General features: G+C 63.2%; 27 protein-coding genes and 2 pseudogenes. 23 read left to right on the top strand and 6 right to left on the bottom strand.

The features are described from left to right. Positions 1 to 76 precede the first annotated feature (76 nt). From AruPA_RS17600 to AruPA_RS17590, 3 genes are all read right to left on the bottom strand, one after another. A complete protein-coding gene (locus tag AruPA_RS17600; RefSeq protein ID WP_265638064.1) occupies positions 77 to 4,240 on the bottom strand; it encodes a DEAD/DEAH box helicase in 4,164 nt (1,387 codons plus the stop codon). 8 nt (positions 4,241 to 4,248) lie between these two features. Then, positions 4,249 to 4,584, bottom strand: a complete 336-nt coding sequence (locus AruPA_RS17595) for a WGR domain-containing protein (RefSeq protein WP_265638063.1) — start codon at positions 4,582 to 4,584, stop codon at positions 4,249 to 4,251. A gap of 473 nt (positions 4,585 to 5,057) precedes the next feature. Then, positions 5,058 to 5,249, bottom strand: coding sequence for a hypothetical protein (locus AruPA_RS17590; protein WP_265638062.1), 192 nt, complete (start codon positions 5,247 to 5,249; stop codon positions 5,058 to 5,060). Between the two features lie 60 nt (positions 5,250 to 5,309). Here AruPA_RS17590 and AruPA_RS17585 point away from each other — a divergent pair, with 60 nt between their 5' ends. From AruPA_RS17585 to AruPA_RS17490, 20 genes are all read left to right on the top strand, one after another. Beyond that, positions 5,310 to 5,729 (top strand): HEAT repeat domain-containing protein, encoded by a 420-nt coding sequence (locus AruPA_RS17585; RefSeq protein WP_265638061.1) that lies wholly within the window; start codon positions 5,310 to 5,312, stop codon positions 5,727 to 5,729. Between the two features lie 168 nt (positions 5,730 to 5,897). Continuing rightward, positions 5,898 to 6,188, top strand: a complete 291-nt coding sequence (locus AruPA_RS17580) for a hypothetical protein (protein WP_265638060.1) — start codon at positions 5,898 to 5,900, stop codon at positions 6,186 to 6,188. A 36-nt stretch (positions 6,189 to 6,224) separates the two neighbouring features. After that, positions 6,225 to 6,551: a hypothetical protein gene (locus AruPA_RS17575; protein WP_265638059.1), complete on the top strand. Its 327-nt coding sequence runs from the start codon at positions 6,225 to 6,227 to the stop codon at positions 6,549 to 6,551. 3 nt (positions 6,552 to 6,554) lie between these two features. After that, positions 6,555 to 6,707 carry a hypothetical protein gene (locus tag AruPA_RS17570; RefSeq protein ID WP_265638058.1) on the top strand — a complete coding sequence of 51 codons (153 nt, stop codon included), beginning with the start codon at positions 6,555 to 6,557 and terminating at the stop codon, positions 6,705 to 6,707. A gap of 266 nt (positions 6,708 to 6,973) precedes the next feature. Then, the gene (locus AruPA_RS17565) at positions 6,974 to 7,135 is read left to right on the top strand and encodes a hypothetical protein (protein ID WP_265638057.1); all 162 of its coding nucleotides are present in this window, start codon (positions 6,974 to 6,976) and stop codon (positions 7,133 to 7,135) included. Continuing rightward, entirely contained in the window at positions 7,132 to 7,527 is a 396-nt protein-coding gene (locus AruPA_RS17560) for a hypothetical protein (protein ID WP_029313349.1), read from the top strand. Before AruPA_RS17565 ends, AruPA_RS17560 begins: the two co-directional genes overlap by 4 nt. Before the next feature lie 114 nt (positions 7,528 to 7,641). Next, positions 7,642 to 8,313 (top strand): DUF6927 domain-containing protein, encoded by a 672-nt coding sequence (locus tag AruPA_RS17555; RefSeq protein ID WP_265638056.1) that lies wholly within the window; start codon positions 7,642 to 7,644, stop codon positions 8,311 to 8,313. A gap of 207 nt (positions 8,314 to 8,520) precedes the next feature. Beyond that, positions 8,521 to 8,676, top strand: a complete 156-nt coding sequence (locus tag AruPA_RS17550) for a hypothetical protein (protein ID WP_156038168.1) — start codon at positions 8,521 to 8,523, stop codon at positions 8,674 to 8,676. Continuing rightward, positions 8,673 to 9,230, top strand: a complete 558-nt coding sequence (locus AruPA_RS17545) for a DUF6878 family protein (protein ID WP_265638055.1) — start codon at positions 8,673 to 8,675, stop codon at positions 9,228 to 9,230. Before AruPA_RS17550 ends, AruPA_RS17545 begins: the two co-directional genes overlap by 4 nt. A 7-nt stretch (positions 9,231 to 9,237) precedes the next feature. Then, on the top strand, positions 9,238 to 9,597 hold the full coding sequence (locus tag AruPA_RS17540; protein ID WP_265638054.1) for a DUF6915 family protein: 360 nt from the start codon (positions 9,238 to 9,240) through the stop codon (positions 9,595 to 9,597). Beyond that, positions 9,594 to 9,866: a hypothetical protein gene (locus tag AruPA_RS17535; RefSeq protein ID WP_265638053.1), complete on the top strand. Its 273-nt coding sequence runs from the start codon at positions 9,594 to 9,596 to the stop codon at positions 9,864 to 9,866. The genes AruPA_RS17540 and AruPA_RS17535 overlap by 4 nt, the downstream gene beginning before the upstream one ends. A gap of 72 nt (positions 9,867 to 9,938) precedes the next feature. Further along, entirely contained in the window at positions 9,939 to 10,595 is a 657-nt protein-coding gene (locus AruPA_RS17530) for a hypothetical protein (protein ID WP_265638052.1), read from the top strand. Further along, positions 10,592 to 11,086, top strand: coding sequence for a hypothetical protein (locus AruPA_RS17525; protein WP_265638051.1), 495 nt, complete (start codon positions 10,592 to 10,594; stop codon positions 11,084 to 11,086). The genes AruPA_RS17530 and AruPA_RS17525 overlap by 4 nt, the downstream gene beginning before the upstream one ends. A gap of 155 nt (positions 11,087 to 11,241) precedes the next feature. Further along, positions 11,242 to 12,603 (top strand): type IV secretory system conjugative DNA transfer family protein, encoded by a 1,362-nt coding sequence (locus tag AruPA_RS17520; protein ID WP_265638050.1) that lies wholly within the window; start codon positions 11,242 to 11,244, stop codon positions 12,601 to 12,603. Between the two features lies 1 nt (position 12,604). Next, positions 12,605 to 13,210 (top strand): hypothetical protein, encoded by a 606-nt coding sequence (locus AruPA_RS17515; RefSeq protein ID WP_265638049.1) that lies wholly within the window; start codon positions 12,605 to 12,607, stop codon positions 13,208 to 13,210. Between the two features lie 3 nt (positions 13,211 to 13,213). After that, positions 13,214 to 13,921 (top strand): hypothetical protein, encoded by a 708-nt coding sequence (locus AruPA_RS17510; RefSeq protein ID WP_265638048.1) that lies wholly within the window; start codon positions 13,214 to 13,216, stop codon positions 13,919 to 13,921. 219 nt (positions 13,922 to 14,140) lie between these two features. Further along, the gene (locus AruPA_RS17505; RefSeq protein WP_265638047.1) at positions 14,141 to 15,196 is read left to right on the top strand and encodes an ArdC family protein; all 1,056 of its coding nucleotides are present in this window, start codon (positions 14,141 to 14,143) and stop codon (positions 15,194 to 15,196) included. Next, positions 15,196 to 16,419: a phosphoadenosine phosphosulfate reductase family protein gene (locus AruPA_RS17500; protein WP_265638046.1), complete on the top strand. Its 1,224-nt coding sequence runs from the start codon at positions 15,196 to 15,198 to the stop codon at positions 16,417 to 16,419. The genes AruPA_RS17505 and AruPA_RS17500 overlap by 1 nt, the downstream gene beginning before the upstream one ends. A gap of 54 nt (positions 16,420 to 16,473) precedes the next feature. Further along, the gene (locus AruPA_RS17495; RefSeq protein ID WP_265638045.1) at positions 16,474 to 16,815 is read left to right on the top strand and encodes a hypothetical protein; all 342 of its coding nucleotides are present in this window, start codon (positions 16,474 to 16,476) and stop codon (positions 16,813 to 16,815) included. 14 nt (positions 16,816 to 16,829) lie between these two features. Further along, a complete protein-coding gene (locus tag AruPA_RS17490; protein ID WP_265638044.1) occupies positions 16,830 to 17,138 on the top strand; it encodes a hypothetical protein in 309 nt (102 codons plus the stop codon). A 51-nt stretch (positions 17,139 to 17,189) separates the two neighbouring features. Here AruPA_RS17490 and AruPA_RS17485 read toward each other — a convergent pair whose 3' ends face one another. After that, entirely contained in the window at positions 17,190 to 17,408 is a 219-nt protein-coding gene (locus tag AruPA_RS17485; RefSeq protein WP_265638043.1) for a hypothetical protein, read from the bottom strand. A gap of 65 nt (positions 17,409 to 17,473) precedes the next feature. Here AruPA_RS17485 and AruPA_RS17480 point away from each other — a divergent pair, with 65 nt between their 5' ends. Beyond that, positions 17,474 to 18,544, top strand: coding sequence for a LysM peptidoglycan-binding domain-containing protein (locus AruPA_RS17480; RefSeq protein WP_265638042.1), 1,071 nt, complete (start codon positions 17,474 to 17,476; stop codon positions 18,542 to 18,544). 4 nt (positions 18,545 to 18,548) lie between these two features. On the opposite strand, the gene AruPA_RS17475 is transcribed toward AruPA_RS17480, so the two are convergent. Further along, on the bottom strand, positions 18,549 to 19,367 hold the full coding sequence (locus AruPA_RS17475; protein ID WP_265638041.1) for a tetratricopeptide repeat protein: 819 nt from the start codon (positions 19,365 to 19,367) through the stop codon (positions 18,549 to 18,551). Positions 19,368 to 19,555: 188 nt separating this feature from the next. On the opposite strand from AruPA_RS17475, the gene AruPA_RS17470 reads away from it, so the two are divergent. Beyond that, positions 19,556 to 19,759 carry a hypothetical protein gene (locus tag AruPA_RS17470; protein WP_265638040.1) on the top strand — a complete coding sequence of 68 codons (204 nt, stop codon included), beginning with the start codon at positions 19,556 to 19,558 and terminating at the stop codon, positions 19,757 to 19,759. Here AruPA_RS17470 and AruPA_RS21845 read toward each other — a convergent pair. Then, a pseudogene (locus AruPA_RS21845) lies at positions 19,719 to 19,967 on the bottom strand (transposase); the annotation flags it as partial. The gene AruPA_RS17470 and the pseudogene AruPA_RS21845 overlap by 41 nt on opposite strands. Positions 19,968 to 20,010: 43 nt before the next feature. Here AruPA_RS21845 and AruPA_RS17465 point away from each other — a divergent pair. Then, positions 20,011 to 20,544: pseudogene (locus AruPA_RS17465) on the top strand (zincin-like metallopeptidase domain-containing protein). The last annotated feature ends 29 nt before the right edge of the window (positions 20,545 to 20,573 follow it).

The raw sequence follows: 20,573 nt of genomic DNA, 5'->3' as shown, positions 1-20,573 counted from the left end.
TCATCGAGAATCATTGTTGCGACATCAGACGCCCGATATGACGGACCTCGCGAACTCCCGGACGGCCCATGGCTTGCTACACCCGGATGAGATCGATCAATTCGTCCTCGGTTAGTCGGGCGGCGACTTCGCCGCCTTCGAGCAGTTCCGACGCCAGATCGCGCTTGTCTCGATGGAGGGCGAGGATGCGCTCTTCAATGCTACCCTCCATGATCAGGCGGTAGATCGTGACCGGCCGCTCCTGGCCGATGCGATGGGCGCGGTCCGACGCCTGATCCTCGACCGCAGGATTCCACCACGGATCGAGATGAACGACATAATCCGCAGCCGTCAGGTTCAGCCCGGTGCCACCGGCCCGCAGGCTGATCAAGAACAGGTCCGATGTCCCCGCCTGAAACGCGGCGACCCGCCGCTCGCGATCGGCGGATGGCGTGCTGCCATCGAGGTATTCATAGGCGATGCCGCGCTCATCAAGGGCGGCGCGGATCAAGGCCAGATGACCGACGAACTGGCTGAACACCAGAGCCCGATGCCGATTGCGGATCAGTTCTGAGACCAGCCCGAGGAAGGTTTCCAGCTTGCTACTTGGCACGCCTGCGCTCGGATCGATCAAGGCGGGATTGCAGCAGGCCCGCCGCAGTCTGGTGATCTCGGCCAGGATATGGATTTTGCGCTTGCCGGCTTGGGTGTCCAAGTTCTCCAGGTTGTCCAGCGCCTGCTGGCGCAATGCTTCGTAGAACGCGCGCTCAGCCTCGTTCATTTCGACCACGACGGTCTGTTCGGTGCGAGGGGGTAATTCGCTCAATACCGCGGCTTTGGTACGCCGCAGCAGGAATGGCCGGATCAGAGTCCGCAACGCATGACGCGCCTGCGGGTTCCGGTCCCGTTCGATCGGGATGGCAAACCGCTTCTGAAACCCCTCGCGCGACCCCAGCAGGCCGGGATTGAGGAAGTTGAACAGGCTCCAGAGTTCATCAAGGTAATTCTCGACGGGGGTTCCGGTCAGCACCACCCGGAAATCCGCCTGAAGCGACAGGCTCGCCTGGGCACGTTTGGTGTCGGCATTCTTGATCGCCTGCGCTTCGTCGAGCACGACCATCGACCAAGCCACGGCGGCAAGGGCGTCGCTTTCCTGATGGAGGAGCCCGTAGCTGCAGATCAAGACGTCGTTCTTACTCAGCCTTGCGATCGATCCGGCGCGATCGCTGCTCGTGGACAGCCGATGCACGGTTAAGGTCGGGGCAAAGCGGCGAATTTCCGAGGTCCAGTTGGGGCAAACCGAGGTCGGAGCAACCACCAGACAGGGTCCATCGAGGGCACGGTCGAGCAGGACGGCGATCGTCTGGACGGTCTTGCCGAGTCCCATGTCGTCGGCCAGACAGGCACCGGCGCCCCAGCGGGCGAGGCGCGAAAGCCAGACAAAACCCTCCATCTGGTAGTCGCGCAATTCGGCCTGCAGGTTGACGGGAGGCTGCGGTGTCCAACGTTCGGCCGCATTGATCCGCGCGACGTGGCGCTTCCATGCGGCATCGGCCTCGATCGTGCCGCTCTCCGACAGGGCTGCCTCCAGTGCCGGCGCGCCAAGGGCATGTACCCGGTGCCCGGCGCGATGGACTTCCGATACCGCCGTCAGTTTCTGTAACTGGGTCTGCAACTGATGGGTGAGGGCGACGAAACTGCCGTCCTCCAGCGGCACGAATCGGCCCCGCGCGCGGCCGAGCCGCTCGAGCAGGAAGCGCATTTCCAGAACGCGATCCTCGTCGAGGTCGATGGTCCCCGCGACATTGAACCAATCGCGATCGCGGGTTACCTGCACTCTCAGCCGATCCGACGCGGCACGACTGACCCGCATCCGCTGACCTTCCGGCCACTCGATTGATAATGGCCCGCCATAGGTTTGCAATTCGAGCAGTAGCTCCAGGCTGCCCTCCAGATCGTCGAGCACAAGCTCATGGACGTCCGTACCGCCCCGGTCGCGCAGCGTCGGGCAGGCGTCGACCAGAGCGTGGCGCGCCGCGACCTCCTCCGCCAGATCGCGGTTGACGCGCACCTGCTGGCCCGCGATTGTCGCCAGCAGCGACCGTCCGCCGAGTCCAGCCACATAGGCTGGTCCCTCCGGGCCGAACGGCCGGACCATCAGGTTCAGCTTCAACCCTTCATGTTGTGGAATGATCTGGACGACCGGTGCGGCCACACCCTCTTGCACCTCCTGTTCGATATCCTCGATTTCGGAGCGGATCGGCAGCGTCGGATTGGTTTTGCGCACCAGTGCGATGACCTGATCGCGCGCCCGCGCCGGCACGGTCAGGCCACGGCGCCCCAGGACCTCCTGGATCGGCAGCAGACGCTTCGGGAACTCGATTACCCGGTAGCGGGCCGGTGTTTCCGCCTCGAGGAAGACAGCCGGTTGATCCGCGGTGTGCGAGAGGGTGAGGCGGAATTCCTTTCCCTTCTTGGCGATGATCAGTTCCAGCGGATAGTTCACGAGTTCGATCCGGCGTGCCCGGTGGCGCGCATCGAACACCGCAGGATGACCGACCAGTGCCGGTAGCGCACGAACAGGATCGAACTCGAAGGCCTCGTTCGCGTTCCATCCGCTCGTCTCCCGCCGCAGACCAGCCAAGCCGGCGCGATCCTCGGGCGTGAGATAAGTCAGCCGGGGATCCCGCTCATACAGCCGCTTCAGCGCGATCGGGCGCCCGTCCGACCAGCCAGTTCCTTTCGCCGATTGTTCGACGACGTCGATCGCCTTGCTGTCGGGATCGATGAACCATGCGAGCCGCTTGGTCGGTGCCGCTGCCGGTGCGGTAATCCCGGATGGAGCAGCCTGCGACCCCAGCAATACATCGAGACTGCCAAGTGCCCGCTCCCATGGCTCCTGCATCGTGATAAGTCGAGTGAAGCGCAGGCCGATCTCGCTGCCTCCTCCGCCCTCGATGAGGTATGCGCGGTACGGCGTCGTATCCTGCGCGACTTCGGCCAGGATCTCGGCATGGATCCGGGCGAGCAACGGGATCCGATCTTTCAGCTGGTGAAACTGATTGATCAGCTTGTCTTGGTTTTTCCGCGCTAAAGCCGGGTCGTAGGCATACTCGGCCAGTGCCATGAAGGCGACATCAATCGGGGATGAGGCAAGGCCCCGGTGATCCGATTTGACGAACGCACCGATTTTGCCGTCAAAACCCTGGCTCAGCCAGAGCAGGGCCTGCACGCTCCAGTAAGCACCGTTCGCGCGCAATGGCTCGGCGAGGACGTTGTCCAGATAGCCGGTGATCTCTGGGTGCAAGGTGGCATCGTTGGCTTGCAGCATGGTCAGCAGAAATAGTATGCCGTGGATGCCATCGAGAAAGACTTTGCGCCGGCCAAGGTTCTTACGTAGGCCTTTCAGTGCAGCGCGATATCCCTGGCGCGCCGCCTCGGCCTGGCCGGTCAAAAGATCGAGTGCCGCAGTGATGCAGAGGCTTTGGGCGCCGGCTGGATCCGGCAGGCGCGGCAACCGGTCTCTGACATCGGCAAGGCGACCGGCGAGCAGGTCATAATTGAGCAGCAAAGGAAGCACGGCTGCGAATGGTTCTTGATCCTGCACACCCCGGAAATGCGTCTCCAGCGCCGCCAAATCGGGGGGTGACACGCCAAGGCCGACCAGGCCGGCAAGCTTCGCTTGCAACAGGGCGATCTGGATAATGGGGTGCCGGCTGTTCAGCCATCCGATCTCGAGCTGGACGCCAAAATAGAGCTGGACAAACAAGTCGATCGTTTGATTGGGTGCGCAGCGTTTGTCATGAAAGTCACGCAGGACTGAAAACCGCTCGATATCATTCGTGTAGATCGCGAGGCGAATCTGCCGGAGCAGCGTGTCGTAATCACCATGATAGCGGCCCCGGTTGCCGGTATCGAGCGCACAGCCCGCGGGATACGCCGCGTGGATCATGGCGACGATCTGCTCGCCATCGGACGCGGCGATCGCATCGATCGCGACCGGATGCAGCAGTGCCGCGACGCAGCCGGATTGCTGGGTGAGCAGCCCTTTTCGGGTCAGCGCGTCGAGCGTGGTGCGGACCGTGTTATATGACCAGGTCTTTCCGTTTGGTCCGGGTAGTGCAGTGCGTGGCAGATGGGTCTGGAGCGAATAGCGCTCGAACGGCGGCATGGTCAGGCTTGCGATCCGCACGATCGTCTTCTGATCGATCGGCAGATCGCAGTAGGCCTGCCACAAATCGGACTTTGGCATGGGGTTCATGGTGCCGCTCATTCCGACGAATTATCTACCGGCAACAGCGTCCCGATGAAAGGCATTGCGATCGCGCTGGCGTCGATCACGCGATAGACGGCGCCGCGTCGTCGCGTCCCGCTGGCCCGGCGGCGCAGTTTGGCGCGCAGGAAGCGGGCCGCCTCTGCGTCTGTCGCGAAATCCCATCGCCGGGTTCGTCCGGTGGTGCCGATCCGGCCGAACGTAATCCTTGCATTGAGCACGCCAAACAGATCGCGATCGATTTCGATCCGCCAACTGCGGAACCGGTTCTTTTCCGGAGCGCAGGCGCGCAATTCGAGCATGACGCCAGCCATGGCAGGGGTATCGATCATGATGGTGTGAGTCTAGGCGGTGTCGAATCTGATGAGAATCCCCCCGATTCAGATAATATGATCGACACTCCTGAGGTTGGCAGGCTGGATGGCCGGTGGAGCGCATGACGGTTCGCGAACCGCGTTAAGGCGCTGGGTGGGGCGACGCTGCCGGTGGTCGCTTTTTGGAATTGCCTGAGTGGCGGAAGGATACTGGATCTGCGCCGAGGCCGATCGTTGCGCACCGCCATCAGAAAGCTGTGGAATCCCGTGGAGCGTTCGATTATTACGGGTCATGCCTCAACCAACCGAAGCATGAGTTAGCCTTGCCGGGATCAGCTTTGCCTGGACAGGGCGACCTATTCGCCGGAGGTGGCTGGGATGCACCGGTGCGTGCAGCGACGGCACCGCGGGTCTCAGGGCCAATCGATCCGCGAAGCGTCGATGACAGGCTCTTGCTGGAGAGACTGCCGCTCATGGGGTCGGCGGATTGTTCAGCCTACGTGGATGAGGCCGTCCGCCGTCAGGTCGCCGGGGCCGTTCCGGCGCTCGATGCGTTGTGCCGGCGGTTCAAAGGGTTCGGGATGTCCCATCCGGTTCGCGAGCAAACCGTAGCCTTGGCGGGATTGGCGGCGATTGGTGGCCCCGAGGCAGCCGCAACGGTGCAACGATTGCTCACTGATCATGTCGTTGCGGAACCCGGTCTATCATTTGCCCTGAATGCGGCCGCGAGGCTCAGGGTACGGGTGCCACCGACCATCGTGCACGACGCGCTGAACGCGCGCGAGCCCGATCTCCGTGCCAGCGCCTGTCGGTGTGCGCGCTTTTGGCCCGCGGCGGTTCCCCGCCTGATCGAATTGCTCGAAGATCTGCATCACGACGTCGCGCGTGAAGCCGCGATCGTCCTCGGTGTTTTGGGGCGATGCGAGGCCGTGCCTTTTCTCGTGGGGCTCGTTATGCATGAGCCGACGAATGAGGTCATCGAAGCGTTGGTGACGGTGGGTACCGATGAATGCTTCGTGGCATTGGGACGCGTTGCCGATGTGTGGACCGATCTGCGCCACCTGGTTATCCGCGCGCTGGCTGCCAGTGACCACAAACTCGCCATCACGTTGCTTCGTCGCATCGACCCTGATCAGCTGATGATCGTCACGGACGGGAGCTGATCAAACGGACGGCGACACACAACACGGTTCCTTGTGCGTTGGCCGGCGATGACACGGTCGCATTGCCTCGCCTGAAAAGCTCCCGAAGCGTGACCTGTTGCCTCACATAAATGCTCCCCAGTTTGGGTATTTTTGTGGGGGCGGAGATCCTCATTCCGAGCGTGGATCATGTTCCGATCCGGCAACTGCCTCAATCTGCTCGATCCAGCGCCGAATGCATGGACCGACGCCGATCTAGCGACCGGTCTGTCGCGCACCTATCGCTGGGGCGGGCATTCCTGCTGGGATCTGCCGCTGTCTGTTGCCCAACACAGTCTCTCCGTGCTGGCGATACGCAAGCTGTTGGCGCCATCGCCACTATCGCCGGGTGAGGCGCTGCGCGAATTGCTTCACGATGGAACCGAGGCGTTGATCGGCGGGTTCGATCCGATCACCCCGCTGAAGCCGCATCTTGGATAGGGCTATCTCCAGATCAACCGGCGTCTCCAGGCGGCATTGAACCAGCGCTACGATCTGCCGCCCTGGACGGTGGCCAGCCATCAACTCCACAAACATTCCGATCATCTCGCAGCCGCGAGCGAGGCGCTCCATGTCGTTGGCTGGCGCAAGGCGGCGCTGCGGCGCGATCTAGGCATCACGCTCAAACCGCTCGACCGAGATCCTCTCACGATCCCGCCAGGCATGGCGCCATGGGAGCCCTGGCCAGCGCATCTGGCGGTCGAACGGTTCGAAGAAGCGTTGCGTGACCTGCTCCGCGCCCGCCGTGAAATGTCGCAACCCGCCGATGATTTGGAGTATAATCAGTCTGAAGCGGCGGGGTAGGCGATGAGCAACTATTTTAGAAATCTCGTGGCGGTCGTGATGATCGGAGCAGCGTTCGGCTATATTTTCGCACCGCAGATCCATCGGGTGAAACACGCATTTCTGGCATGGAAAGCCCGCCGTGCGCGCCGACGGCCCGGCGGCCTGCTCCGGTAGAGCGGATACCTCATCGCCGGCAACGGTGTTCATGTGCGCCGCGACCCGGTGCCGATGGAAATAGAAGCAACGACCGAACCAAAAACCGAGCACCAAGGGCTAAATACAAGATGGGAATCCTCGTGCCGCATGCGGGGTGACCGCCGCAAGGGGATGTCGCTGCGCTCCCGCGCTGCGGGCGCAGGCGCCCTGGCGCGCCCTTGCCCCGGTCTCCCCGATGCGGCCGGAGGAGGGGGTCTTCAAGGAGAAGACTGAAGGAAAGTCAGATGAAATCAAAATCAATCTCATCGCTGGATATGCGACGTCTCGCCGCAGTGATCTTGTTTCTGACGGGGGGCGTCCTGCTCGCCGTCATCCTCGCGAAGCCGGAAATCACGCTCTTGCCCGCACCGGCGGTCACCCTGCCGAGTGGGAAGGTAGTGCGATGATCGATACCATTGATGTCGAAGCGCCACCGGCCACGGCTACCGATTACGAGTCCGGTCCCGACGATGATCAAGGGGCCGGCCTCTACTGGGTTGCGGTTTTCCTGATTGACCTGAGTTACGGCGGCCCCGAGGAAGGAGGATGGTGGTATCAAACCGGCATCCTCGCGATCGACCCGTGGGTCTATGAAACCCTTGGGGCCGCCCCGGCGGGCTTCTGCACCATCGCTGCGGCCAACGTCCACGCGCAGCAAATGCGGATGAAACTACCCGAGGTGAACCAAGCCCGTCCTGACATCTCGCAGACCAACTCGGTTGGGCAATACGATGTCCGGGTCATGCGCGCCCAGAGCATGCCGACGCATTTCCCGAGGATACGGCCCTCATACGAATAGGCCACGTATCCGCAGCCACCTGCCCACCCTCGAACCGCCAGGCCCGCCCTTATCGGCGGGCTTTGCGTTTTCGGGGTGGGGGATTGCTTTAACCCCTCTCAAAGGAGTCCCGTCATGGGATGGTTTTATCAACCGATCGGTGGTCGTAGCACCGCCGACAAGGATGCGTTTTTGCGCAGCGAAATCGAGCAGATCGCCGACAAGCCGGGAAAAGCCGAGATCAAGGTGGTCAAATCCGCCTTCGTCGGTTCGACCTGGTATGCGGCGGTGCTGATCAGCATTCCCGATCAGACGCCATACACCGTGGCCTATGTGTACCTGACGCAAATGGGCCGCGATGGCGATTTCGGTTACAAGTCGATGGACGAGTCGGTTGGTCCCTGCGAGGTCGATTGCCCGGTCGGGATCATGAATTTGCTGACCCCGATCGATCAACTGCCCGGCGCGGGATATGCGGCGGACTGGCGGGCACGGGTTGCTGCCGCTCGGGAGCGCAAAGCCGGCGTGCGGCGGCAGCAAGCGCGCATCGTCAGCGGTACCCGCATCCGGTTCGCAACCCCGCTCCGGTTTACCGATGGGGCCAGCTACGACAGGTTCATCGCTGAAGCTATGTCATGGCGGGGACGAATGATCCTCGCTTTCCGGCCGGTCGATGCCGGAGACCATCCGCTTGGCGGCCGATACCGGATCGGCGGACGTGTGCTCGCAACGGCTGAAATCGAAACCGCTGAACGCACGACGTCAGCGACGCCAACGTTGATGAGGGTGGATCAAACCGTCGCCTGAACCGATCGGTGTAGGCCCGGCTGCCACGGTCGGTCCGTGCGGGGCAAGGCGTGGGTCCTCGCCATGCTCGCCTGCCCCGGAGGGCAGGCTGTGCGTGGCTCTGGTCCTGCGCTGCGGGCGCTCCGCACCCTTGCGCAGCCTTGTCCCGCCCGGCACCGCCGTGGCCGCGATCCGGACATCTTCACGAAGAAGATGAAAGGAAAATCCATGAAACTCATCAAGACAACCCTGCGCGGCACGCTCGAATTCCTGATCGTTCTCGCGATCCTGCTCGCTGCCGCCATCGCGCCGGGCCTGCTCAGCGCGAGCAGCTCCACCATCGTTCTCTTCCCCCATACCCATCAGACGGAGACCACCCCATGAGCGATCATTCCACCACACCGACGGTCGAACCGGCATCGGTTGCCACCGCGACCGCGGTGATTGCTGACTACACGGCGGCACATACCGAGTTCCAGAAACTGCAAAGCTCGATCCTGCGAAAAGCCAAACCGATCCTGTTCGGCGCCTTGAAAGCTGCCGGGATCACGCGCGTCACCGTGACGTTCGATGGGTACGGCGACAGCGGCCAGATCGAATCGGTCGAGGCTTACGACGCGGAGAAAAAGCCGATCGATCTGCCGGCGGAACCTATCCCCTATCCGTTCGCTACGATGAAAGAACGATATGAACCCTGTTCGGAGACACCGAGCGGGCAGCGCTGCGCCGGCTATGAAGTCCAGGAAATCGAAAAATCATCCCTGATCCAGGACATCATCGAGGAGATCTTCTGGGACTTCATCGGCGCAAAGCACGACGGATGGGAGAACAACGACGGCGGATTCGGTGAGTGCGGATTCGATGTCGAGAGCGAGACGATCCGGCTGGAGATGAACGAACGCTACACCGAAACAAATTACTATGAACACGAGATGTGAGGGCCCCGTGGCACACCCGTACCACCATGCGGTGTCATCCGCCCGTCAGTGGGGCGGCTCACCCGACGACTACCAAGCGATCCATGACTTCCTCGATTCCAGCAAGGCAGCAGTCGCCGACTTTCGGCACCGCGCTGCACTCCACCACTCGAACGGCATCTACATCACCGAGCGCGTGTTCGGTCACGTTCTGACCAACAGCGCAGGCCGGATCGTTCCGGTCCGGCTGATCGCCGAACAGCACGTGAAAGAAGACCTCGGTCGCATTCCAAGTTTCGCGGACTGGGTGCGCGCAATCCGGCCGGAAGCCTGGATGGGACCGCGCAGCACGCTGGGCCGCGACATTCTGGAAGGAACCGGATCATGACCGAATACATCGTGAAGCTCGGCTTCTGGCTACGCGCCTACGACAGCATCGCGATCGAGGCGAACAGCGATGCCGCGGCCATCGAGGCGGCGAAGGTCGCGGCCAAACACGCAATGGAATCAGCCAGTCAACCCGAACACATCGACACCGACGATCGGCGCGAAGGGATCATCGCCTACATCGACCGGGTCACTGCCCGCCGCAGGGAACAGGTCATCGAGGCCGTCCCGTTCGACGATGACCGCATCCATCCCCAACCCGGCGGCTGATCGTCAGCTTTCCCTCTCATTCCGAAAAGCCCGATCTCGCACCGGGCTTTTTCATTCACGGAGCTTTTTCTCATGGCCGACTATTCCACACGATTTTCCTGCCGGCTCGATACCGGCTCGACCGGCAATGCCGCCCGCTCCGTGCGACTGTTTGCCGCCTATGAGCGTCTGATGGCGCGACACGGCGATATCGTCTGCTTCGAGGTGGCAGCCGACCCGATGGAGGATTCACCGTGCGGCGTCTGGATCCACGACGGTGATGGCATGGGCGATCCCGATCATGTCATCAATTACGTTCTTGCCTGCGCCAAGCGCTTCAAGCTCCGCGGTCGCTGGGGGTTTAGCTGGGCCTATGTCTGCTCGCGGCCAGTCCTCGACGCCTTCAGTGGCGGGGCCTGCGTCCTCGATCTCGGCGCCGGCGAGGTTATCGGCGATTTTCACTGCGGCGACTGGATCGACGAGATGATCCAGGCCGGCAAGCGCTTCATGATCTATTCACCGAACGAGAGTCAGATGGGGCAGGGAGGTGGCTACTGGTCCAACGATGACGGCTGGGTGGATCTGGGCAGCGCGACGATCTTCAACTGGTCTGAGCGCAGGATATTCTGCTTGCCAGCCAGCCTTGGCAATGACGCGGACTGGGTCGACATCGACGGAGATGGAACGCCGGGTTCGGAAATTCATTTGCCAGCCGATGCCGATCGGCCGAAAATAGGCACCGTGCCATGAAGCGTTCCACCCTCATTCTCGGGCTTGGCCTTTGCGCTGTCGTCTTCCTCTATGGTCGTGAGCGCGCGCCATCGGGCCGGACCACCGCACGGCCGGATATCACCCAACTGGTTCAGACTGCCGATCGTCGTGCGGCTAAAGCGCAGGCTCGACAGGCAACGCAGGCGCAGAAACCCAACCTGCCTGCCACGGCGACCGAGACGGTCGACAAGACCTTGCCGAACCACGCCGCCCGGATCGCCCGGCTCGAGCAGGAATATCGTGACCATCCGGGTTTCCGTCAGCTGGTTACCGACTACAACGACGAGACTGGACACCCGAACCGCGGCGTGACAGCCAGCCTCGAAGCGCTCGACCAAAACGCAGTCGCCGGCGCACCAGCCTTCGCGTTGTTCCGCGCAGTTCAACCCCGTGCCGAAATCGCCCGTGCGCTCGAACAGCATTGGCGCGATGAGCGTGAACGGCGAGATCGAGACACAACCGCTCCCTGACCGCGTCATTGTGACCACGACGTCATTGTGAACGCGACGTTCCGGTCCTGATCCGAATTACTCCGACGAATTCAACCCTGCCAGCGCGCCCCACGAGGGCGCGTTGGCGTTTCAACATGCCGCATCCTTCCTCGGCGCTGTCCCGGAGACATCACATGCCCGCAAGATTACATCCTGCGCCCGACAAGGCGCTCGAACGGCCGCGCATCGTCCGCCCCGACGATGATAATTTCCCGACCACCCCGGCGCTTCGCACCCTGCTGCGCGACCGCGGCATGATCGAAGAACCCGATCCACCACCCGCAACGATCGCGCGTGCCGGTTCATCGCCAGCACCGAGCCTGAAAGGGCCGCGATTCACCCTCGGCAAGACGCCGCGCGGGACACTCGACGTCGATCTCTCCCGGTTGATCGCTTACAAATGCCTGATCCAGGGATCGGCCGGCGCCGGCAAGTCCATGGCGCTCCGCCATATCATCGAGCAGGCACATCCTCATACGGCGATCGCCTTGCTCGATCCGGAAGCCGAGTTCGCCAACCTGGCCTCTCATATCGGCGCTCCCACGATCCGGGCGGCCGTCGTCGCTGCGGATGGGCTCGCGATCGTGGCACTCAATGCCCGGCGGCACCGGCTCTCGGTGCATCTCGACCTGAGCGATCTCTCACCCGACGAACGGATCGTCCGTGCCTCCGCCTTCCTGAACGGCCTGCTGACCGCACCCAGGGAACACTGGCCGCACACGATGCTGGTCGCGATCGACGAGGCCCATCTGATCGCCCCGCATCTTGCGGCTTCGGGGCGCGACGCCGAGATCCGCCGCCTCGGGATCGCCACCCTCACCGAACTCTGTGCGCGGGGCCGCAAGCGTGGCCTTGGACCGGTGATCGCAACACAGCGTTTGGCGAAGCTCGCGAGTTCCGTGGTCAGCGAATGCCACAATCACCTGCTCGGCCTGAACGTCTACGACCGGGACGTCGCGCGCGCCGGTGATCTCCTCGGGTTCCCCTACCAGAAAGCCTGCCAATTGCGCACACTGCCGGCAGGACGGTTCTTCGCGATCGGCCCGGCCTTCGCACGGGAGGCGGTCACGGTCGACGTCGCGATCGGGTCCACCCCGCATGTCGGCGCGACACCCACACCGATGCCTGGGGCACGGATGAGTGACGCCGACGCCCGCGACCGGCTCGATCTCGATCGCCTGCCCGCCGCGGCGGCCAGCGACCATCGTCCCGACCGCAGAGGCAGACTGGCGCTCAGCCTGTTCCTGCTCAACGACCTCGCGCCGGTTGCGGGCACGATCGTCCAAACCCTGAAGCGGATCTCTCCCAATGCCACGACCACCACGGAGATCGCCGCCAAGCTCGCGATCGAACCGGCAATCCTCGATCAGGCGATCGATCTGCTGATCGGGGAGCGAATGATCGACGCGCTGCCGCGCGACGACTGCCGCGTCGTGCGCCTGGCTGCGGCGCTGCGCACCCTGATCGCCGATACACCCATCGTGGGCTTGTCCTGACATGGGCGATTACGAGATCGTGGCGCTCGATCCCGCGACTGCGGACCGGGTGCTAACCACACCGGCAGAGATGATCCTGGTGCGAGAGATCAGATACCACACGCGAGGTTGGATGCCGGCGGAACTCGATACGCTCCGGGATATGCTCGGCGCAGATGCGTCCTGGGAGGAGATCGCGATTGCCGTCCGTCGCACGATCGAGACGGTGAAAGACAAAGCCTGGGAACTGGGCCTCTATCGCCCGAACTTTCGGCCATGGACCGAAGATGAGGACCGTGTCCTGATCACGGACTACGGCAGCGTGCCGACTGCAACACTTGCGCTCCGCCTTGAACGTGGTCTGCCGGCTGTTTACGTCCGCGCCGGGCTTCTCGGTCTGACGAAGGCGGCACCTCCGCTGTGGTCGGAAGCCGAAGATGCCGTTCTTCGAGCGGTCTACACGACAGATGCGACGATTGCCGAGATCGCCTCGCGTCTCGGCCGCCCTGGCTCCGGGGTGATCAGTCGGGCGTCGCATCTCGGTCTGCGGCGGCCAGAAGGACCAAAGCCCTGGCATCCCGATGAACAGGCCCTTGCGCTCAAACTTGCCGAGGAGGGGTATCTCTAACCGGTGATCCGCCGCAAGCTCGCCGCCAAGGGATTCCCCTTTCGCGCGGAAAGCAGTTTTCAGGCGTTCATCGCCGCGAGCGGCTATCACCGGGGTTGGGGTCGACCCTGGATCGAGGAGGAATGCGATCTCCTGCGCCAAGCCTATCAGACCGGCGACAATCTGGTGGCGCTCAGTCACCGGCTCGGCCGATCGCGTCATTCGATCCGCTGGAAAGCCGCAGAACTCAACCTGTCAGGCACCCACCCAAAGCCCAACGGCGCACGCCAGGGCCGCCCCTGGAGCGAGGCAGACGATGAAATGCTCCGGGCGAATTACGGCAGAGGCCGGATGAAGACGGGCGAACTCGCAGGCCTGCTCGATCGGCCGAAATCCGCCGTCTACAACCGCGCCTTCACCCTCGGATTGGATCATGGCTACTGCCGGGACTGGACCCCGGATGAAGATCTCCTGATCCGCATCGCCCATGCGGCAGGCGTCTCGATAATCGATCTTGCCAAGGTGATGCGGCGCGATCCAACGATCGTCTCGAAGCGGGCGATCAAGCTCGGCTTACCGTTCTCCCAGCGCGATCACGCAGCCCCGCGTAATCTTCGCGCCGATCGGCCGGTGCTCGACCGTGCCGCGATCCTCGCGCTGGCCGCGCCGACCGGCCCGGCGGGTGACCCCTGGCAATCGTTCAAGGTGGTTCGGGTCTTCGGTCACGATTGAGACAGCAGACATGAAAGCGATCTCCGCCGCGAGCGGGAAGCAATGCCGCATGCGGGTCGCGCGCCGCAAGGGGTAGGGCCTCGCCATGCTCGCCGGCGCCAGAGCCGGCTGCGCGTGGCTGCGTTTCCCGCGGGACGGGCCAAGCGGCCCGTCCCGCGCCCTTGCCCCGCCCGCCCCGACGCGGCCGGCGAACGGTGTTTCAGGAAAGGAGAAACACCGATGAACAAACCAAAATGGCGGCGCTCCGGCAAACCCAATCCCAATCCCCGCGACATCTACCAGGAGGTGACCGACAAGATCCTCGCTGCTCTGGAACGCGGCGTGCTGCCGTGGCAACGCGGCTGGGATCAGGGCCTCGCCGGCGCGCCGATGAACCCGACGACGGGGCGGGCCTATCGCGGGATCAACACCCTCCTGCTCGGCATGATGCAAGACGCGGCGTTCAACGGCGATCCACGCTGGTGCTCATATCGGCAGGCGCAAGCCCGTGGCTGGCAGGTCCGCAAGGGCGAACGCGGCACCACCGTCGTGTTCTACCGCAAGCTCCAGCGGCGGGGCGGCGAGGACGGGGAGACGGGTCTCGTTTCTCCTGAGACCGCAGGGGAGGGGGCACGACCGTTCTTCATGCTGCGCGCCTCCACCGTCTTTCATGCGACCCAGATCGACGGCATTCCCGTCTATAACCCACCGGGAATCGCAGCCGAGCCGTGGCGCACGCCGGAGGCGGTCCAGACGATCCTCGACAACAGCGGTGCCACCATCCACTACGGCGGCTCGCAAGCGTGCTTCGTGCCATCACGGGACTGCATCTACCTGCCGCCCAAGGGCGCGTTCCGCAGCGATGCAGCCTTCTCATATACGGCGCTGCATGAACTCTCCCATTATGCCTATGCGGCACCTCGGCTGAACCTCAGCCAGGGTGGTCGGTTCGGCTCAGCGGCTTATGCGTTCGAGGAACTGGTGGTGTCGATCGCCTCGGTGAACATCTGCACCGTAGTCGGCGTCGAAGCCGAGATCGAGAACACCGCGAGCTACCTGGCCGACTGGATGACCGTCATCAGGTCCGATAGGAAGGCGATCTTCCGCGCGGCGGCCGATGCACAGCGCGTGGCCGATTACATCCTCGGCTTTCATCCCGACCTTGCGGCTGCGGTGCGAGCGGCCAACGAAGCCGGCGCGGGAGAGCAGGACGGCGACGGCGATCCGGGAGACACGCTCGACGAGTTCGACGACCAGGCTAGGCCTGTTTCCGAACCTCTCGCCACCGCTTCGTGATGGATCTGCCGTACTCCGCAAGCGCGGAGCCGGGCAGGGGGGACAGCGGACGATCCGCCCTCCCGCTCACCAAAAGCCGGCAAGGGACGCTCCCGCTCGACACCGTTGCCAACACTTCCGCCGGCACCGGCTGCGATTCCGAATGCCCGCCGATCGCGTTGACCCCGGAAGTCGCGCGTCTGCTGGCCGCTGATGCCGCCGTTGCAATCGGCGTGAGCGGTGGCAAGGATTCCTGCGCGGTCGCCATCGCGGTAGATCGTCATCTGGAAGCGATCGGCCACGCGGGTCCGCGCATCCTGATCCACGCCGATCTCGGCCGGGTGGAATGGCGCGACAGTCTCGCCGCCTGCCAGCGCCTCGCCGAGCGGGTCGGCTGGGAACTGGTTATCGTACGCCGACAGGCCGGGGATCTGCTGCACCGGTGGAACGGGCGTTGGGCCAACAACGTCGCCCGCTATGCCGCGCTCGAATGCGTGCAGGTGATCCTTCCCTGGAGCACACCCTCGATGCGGTTCTGCACCTCCGAAATGAAAACAAGGATCATCGCTTCGGCGCTGGCCAAACGCTTCCCCGATCGCCCGATCCTCAACATCACCGGGATCAGACGGCAGGAGAGTGCAAACCGGCGCGGCAAGCCAATCAGCGCGATCGATACCAACCTCACGACCCGAACCCGCGAGGTTTTCGTCTGGAACCCGATCATCGAATGGCCGATCGAGCAGATCTGGCGGACCATCAGCGAGGCCGGTCTGACCCACGAGGCCTATGCCGTGTACGGCTCGACCCGCGTGTCGTGCGTGTTCTGCAACATGAGTTCGATCGGTGATCTCCGGGCCGCCGCCTCCTGCCCGGAGAACCACGAAATCTATCGCGCCATGGTCGATCTCGAAGCCCGCTCGACCTTTGCTTTTCAGGGAAGCCGCTGGCTGGCCGATACCGCGCCGCATCTGCTCGACGCCGATATGCGACGTGCGGTGATGCGGGCCCGGCTCGCTGCCCACGAGCGGATGCGCATCGAAGCACGGCTGCCCCGTTATCTCCTCTACGTCAAAGGCTGGCCGACCACCGTGCCGTCCCATGAAGACGCGGAGATGCTCGCAAGCATCCGCCGCAGGATCAGCACGCTGCTCGACATCGACGCCGACTACCTGACCGGCTCCGCCGTCCGCGACCGGTATGGCGACCTGATTGCCGCGAAGCCCGATCGGCCCGCCGGAACCTGACCACCACCGGCTTCAGGATCCACATCAACCCTCTGATCGAAAGGAACTCCGGCCATGACCGGCACCGATGACGACGACCTCGGCGTCTCTGACATCGAGAATCTCAAACCGCAGGTCCGAACACGTCGCCCCGCCAAAGGTCTGCCGCTGATAGGCGTGTGGGCAGAGATTCCGAAACCCCGCTCCGGCTACACAATCCGGTGCATCCGGGCCTGCGCCAATCTGGCGGGAGCGCAAGAGTATCTCTCGCGATTGGGTGCGAGCCTGGTCGAGAACCGCACCGCGATTACCTGGTCGGTCCGGGAGTTCCGAACCCACCCGGTGAAGCGTCCCCGGCCCGACCGAGCACCACGCATCCGGATCACGGAGCAGAACATCATCGAAATCGGTTCCTGAAAGGAAATCCCGACATGGCAAAAATCGCAACCGACGTTGAACTCGCAGCCATCATCACCGGCATTGTGACAGACGCCCCGCAGCACGAGGAACCACGCTACCGAATGTTTCTCGACACGATCGCCGAAGCGATCGGGGCCTATCATTGCCTTGCTGTCGGTGCGGTGATGACGCCGGCGGAGGACCTGCCGCAATGGACCGTGGCTTTCCGGGCCACGGTCGATACCGCAGATGATGGGGGGCCGTTCGCCCTGATCGACACGGACCTCAAGGTCAAGGAATGGCTTGCCGAAGGACAATCCGAAACCGAGGAAATCCGATAAGACGACGACGGGTCAGATCTTGACTTTACCCTGCTTGATGATCGGCTTTTTCTACAGCTCTGCCTTGGCCTCAGGTTTAGCTGCGGTCTTTGCCGCGATCGCAGGGGCGGCAGGATCATCTGCAGGAGTCGGCACCGCTTCGCTGACAGGCAGCGCGGCTCTTGATTGTTCCAATTCAACCTGACGATACGGACTCATCGCCAGCGCTTCCATCGCCGTCCCCGACGCCAGATACGCAACCGAAGCCGCAACCCAATCCTCGATGTCCATAACCCCCACCATCGACAATCCCGACCAATAATGAGACATTCCCGCCGTCAGCGGCGGAGCACACCATGTTCGAAACCTATACGGTCAAAAAGGGCGACTGTCTGTGGAACATCGCCAGATCCCGCTATGACGATGCCCTGTTCTGGCCCAGCCTCTACAGCTTCAACAACTGGGCGGCCGCCAACCACATCCAGCACGCGGGCTTCATCACCGACCCCAACCTGATCTACCCGGGCCAGAAAATCCTTCTGCCCGACCTCGACGTGACGCTGCTGCGTCCCATCCTCAACGCCCCGAAACTCGCCGCCGCCATCCGCCGCGCCGATGCCCGCGCCGCCGGCAAACCCGCCACCCCCGCCTTCACCGCCGAACCTCTCGTCCTGTCACCCGCCCAGGTCGCGCGCAACAAACGCGCCAACCCCGCCGCCTATCTCGGCTTCAAACCCTTCCTCGCCTTCGAATACGATTTCGACGACCTGCCCCCCACCACCTACGTCGCCCCGGGCTTCACCGCCGAAATCAAATGGTCCGGCAACGCGATCATGCAGCCCGTTCACGATACCGCCCTGATCACCCTCAGCAACCACGGCGCCATGCTCGCCCACGAGTTCAAGGCAAACAACGCCTTCGGCGATTTCGCCACCAAACCCTCCGTCGCCTGGAAACCCGGCGACAAACACCCCGCCTTCGCCTGCGACCTCACCCGAGCCGGCCACGGCCCCATCCCCGAAATCGCCGTCGAAAACGACGCCGAAGGCCCCAAATTCGTCCTCACCTGGAAACTCATCCACGGCTGCTTCCAAGGCTACGATTTCGTCGCCTCCGCCAGCGCCGAAATCACCATCAAACCGAAAGAGACAGGCGGAACCCCTAACTCGACAAATAGCCCAATCTCCAGAAACGTTGGCTCCATCCCATCCAAACCGACGACAACGATCGCAAGCGCGGCACCTCGCAGCGTAGGGATGATTCCCCGCCAGAGACATTCGCTGATCGCATCTAACCCGCACCATTTCAGCTGGCCGAAAGTCAAGCCAAGCGGCGTAGCTCCGCTCGTCGGAGGAACCATGATCGGCGGAATATTGGCATTCATCATCGCCAACCCCGAATGGCTGGCTCTGGCGGTGGTAGCCTAGCCGTCTAGTCGCCGGGCTTCCACTTTGCCGCCTCGTCCTTCGCCGTCGCGATCTCCGACGCCGTCATCCGCTGCTCGAGATTAACAATGTTTCGCGCGATCCGCGCCTTGTTTCCTTCGGTCAACAGTCCTGGTTTAGCGGTGATCGACCGGTCGGCGATCAGCGCCCATTTCAGCGAGGCCGTATTGTTCTGCGGTACTCCGCATCCGAAGAAATATGCGACGGCCAGGTTATTCTCGCCAGAAGGATCGCTCTGTCGGATCGAGTCGCGGTAGTCGCCTACGGCCCTCTTGCAGTCCTTCGGAACGCCGAGACCGTAGAAATATATCCATCCGAGATTGGCCTGCCCCGCTGAATTGCCCTTAGCCGCGCTTTTCTCGAACCATGAACGTGCGGTGACGTAATCCCGTTTCACCCCCAGCCCATGCAGGTAAAGATCGCCAAGTAAATCCATCGCCGAGCCATCACCCTGCGCCGCCGCCTGTCCGGCCCAATGCCGCGCAAACGCATAATCGCGCGAAACCCCATATCCTTCCTGATACAAGTAAGCGAGCTGCGCCTGCGCCCGCGCATCCCCCGCCTTGGCGGCGACCGTAAGCCAGTGCGCCGCCTTCTTATAATCCGGCTTGTGCCCGTCGACGTCGTAATACCGCATCCCCAGCGTATAAGCCGCCCCCGCCTGCCCCGAAGCCGCCTCGCGCTTCAGATCGGTCGTCGGCAGACTGCCATTATCCGCCGACGCCCAACCGGCCCCGATTGCCGCCAAAACCACTATCCCCACCGCCGCACCGCCGAACGCCAAGGGCTTCATCATCACATCCATCCACAAAAGAGCCGAATTCGGCCCCGTCACTCTTACACCCACCCCGAAAATCCGAAAATCACCAATCGAACGACAAGCCCCCTTTCTCACGCCCCACCCCCCATGCTGATATTCTCCCCTGCCAGAAGCATCGCCTCGCCCATCTCTGACCGACCGCCTCGCCGCCATCATCTGCGGCCTCAGGTCCGATGGCTGCCAACGCGGCAACCAGATCAGGCTCCCCGCCCGCACCCGCGCGCGCCTCACGTCCCTTACTCTTCCCCACCCCACCCGAAACCCCGGCGCCGTGGGACCAGCACCACGCCTTCCTCCGCCTCCTCATCCCCCGCGAATTCGCCTCCTGGTATCCGCTCAATCCGGCAGGAGGTCGATCGGCATCGATGCTCCGGTGACGGCGTTTTTGATGGCGGTATAGGCATCAACGCCGTGCCGTGCGGCGGTGCCGACGACGGATCGGACGTTGGCGAGGAAATCGGCGCCCCAGTTGGACCGGAACCCTCCGGTGACCTTGCGATATGTCGCGGTGGGCCGAAGTTCGCGTTCCGATCCGTTGTTGTCGGCAGCGACCGCGGGGTGGTCGAGAAAGGGGAACAGATGATCACGAACCTTGCCGTATCGTCGGCGTGATCGTCTGCCGTGACGGTTGGATCGGGGCGAGCGCCATGACGGCGTCTACGGCGGCTCGCAAGCCTGTTTCGTCCCGTCACGGAACTGCGTCTACCTGCCACCGAAAGGTGCGTTCAGGAGTGATGCGGCGTTCGCCGATACTGCGTTCCACGAACTCGCCCATTATGTATACGCGGTACCCCGGCTCGACCTGAGCCAAAGCGGGCGATTTGGCTCGGCGGCCTATGCGTTCGAGGAACTCATGGTCTAGATCGCCTCGGTGAACATCTGCACCGTGGTCGGCGTGCAGGCCGAGATCGAGAATACTGCCAGCTACCTTGCCGATTGGATGACCGTCATCAGGTCCGACAGGAAGGCGATCTTCCGCGCGGCGGCCGATGCACCGCGCGCGGCCGATTATATCCTCGGCTTTCATCCCGACTACGCCGCTGCGGTGCGAGCGGCAGCGGCAGTGGGACCGGGCGCGGGAGACGATGACAACGACGTCGATCCGGGAGAGGCGGTGGACGACGCCGGCGACGAGGCCTCATCTGTTGCGACGGCTGCGTGATGGACGCGTTTTGCTCCGCAAGCGCGGAG

It is taken from the genome of Acidiphilium sp. PA (genome assembly GCF_026191915.1).
Lineage (GTDB): Bacteria > Pseudomonadota > Alphaproteobacteria > Acetobacterales > Acetobacteraceae > Acidiphilium.
Note: the sequence above shows the minus strand (reverse complement) of the source record. Positions and strands in the feature narration are given on the sequence as shown.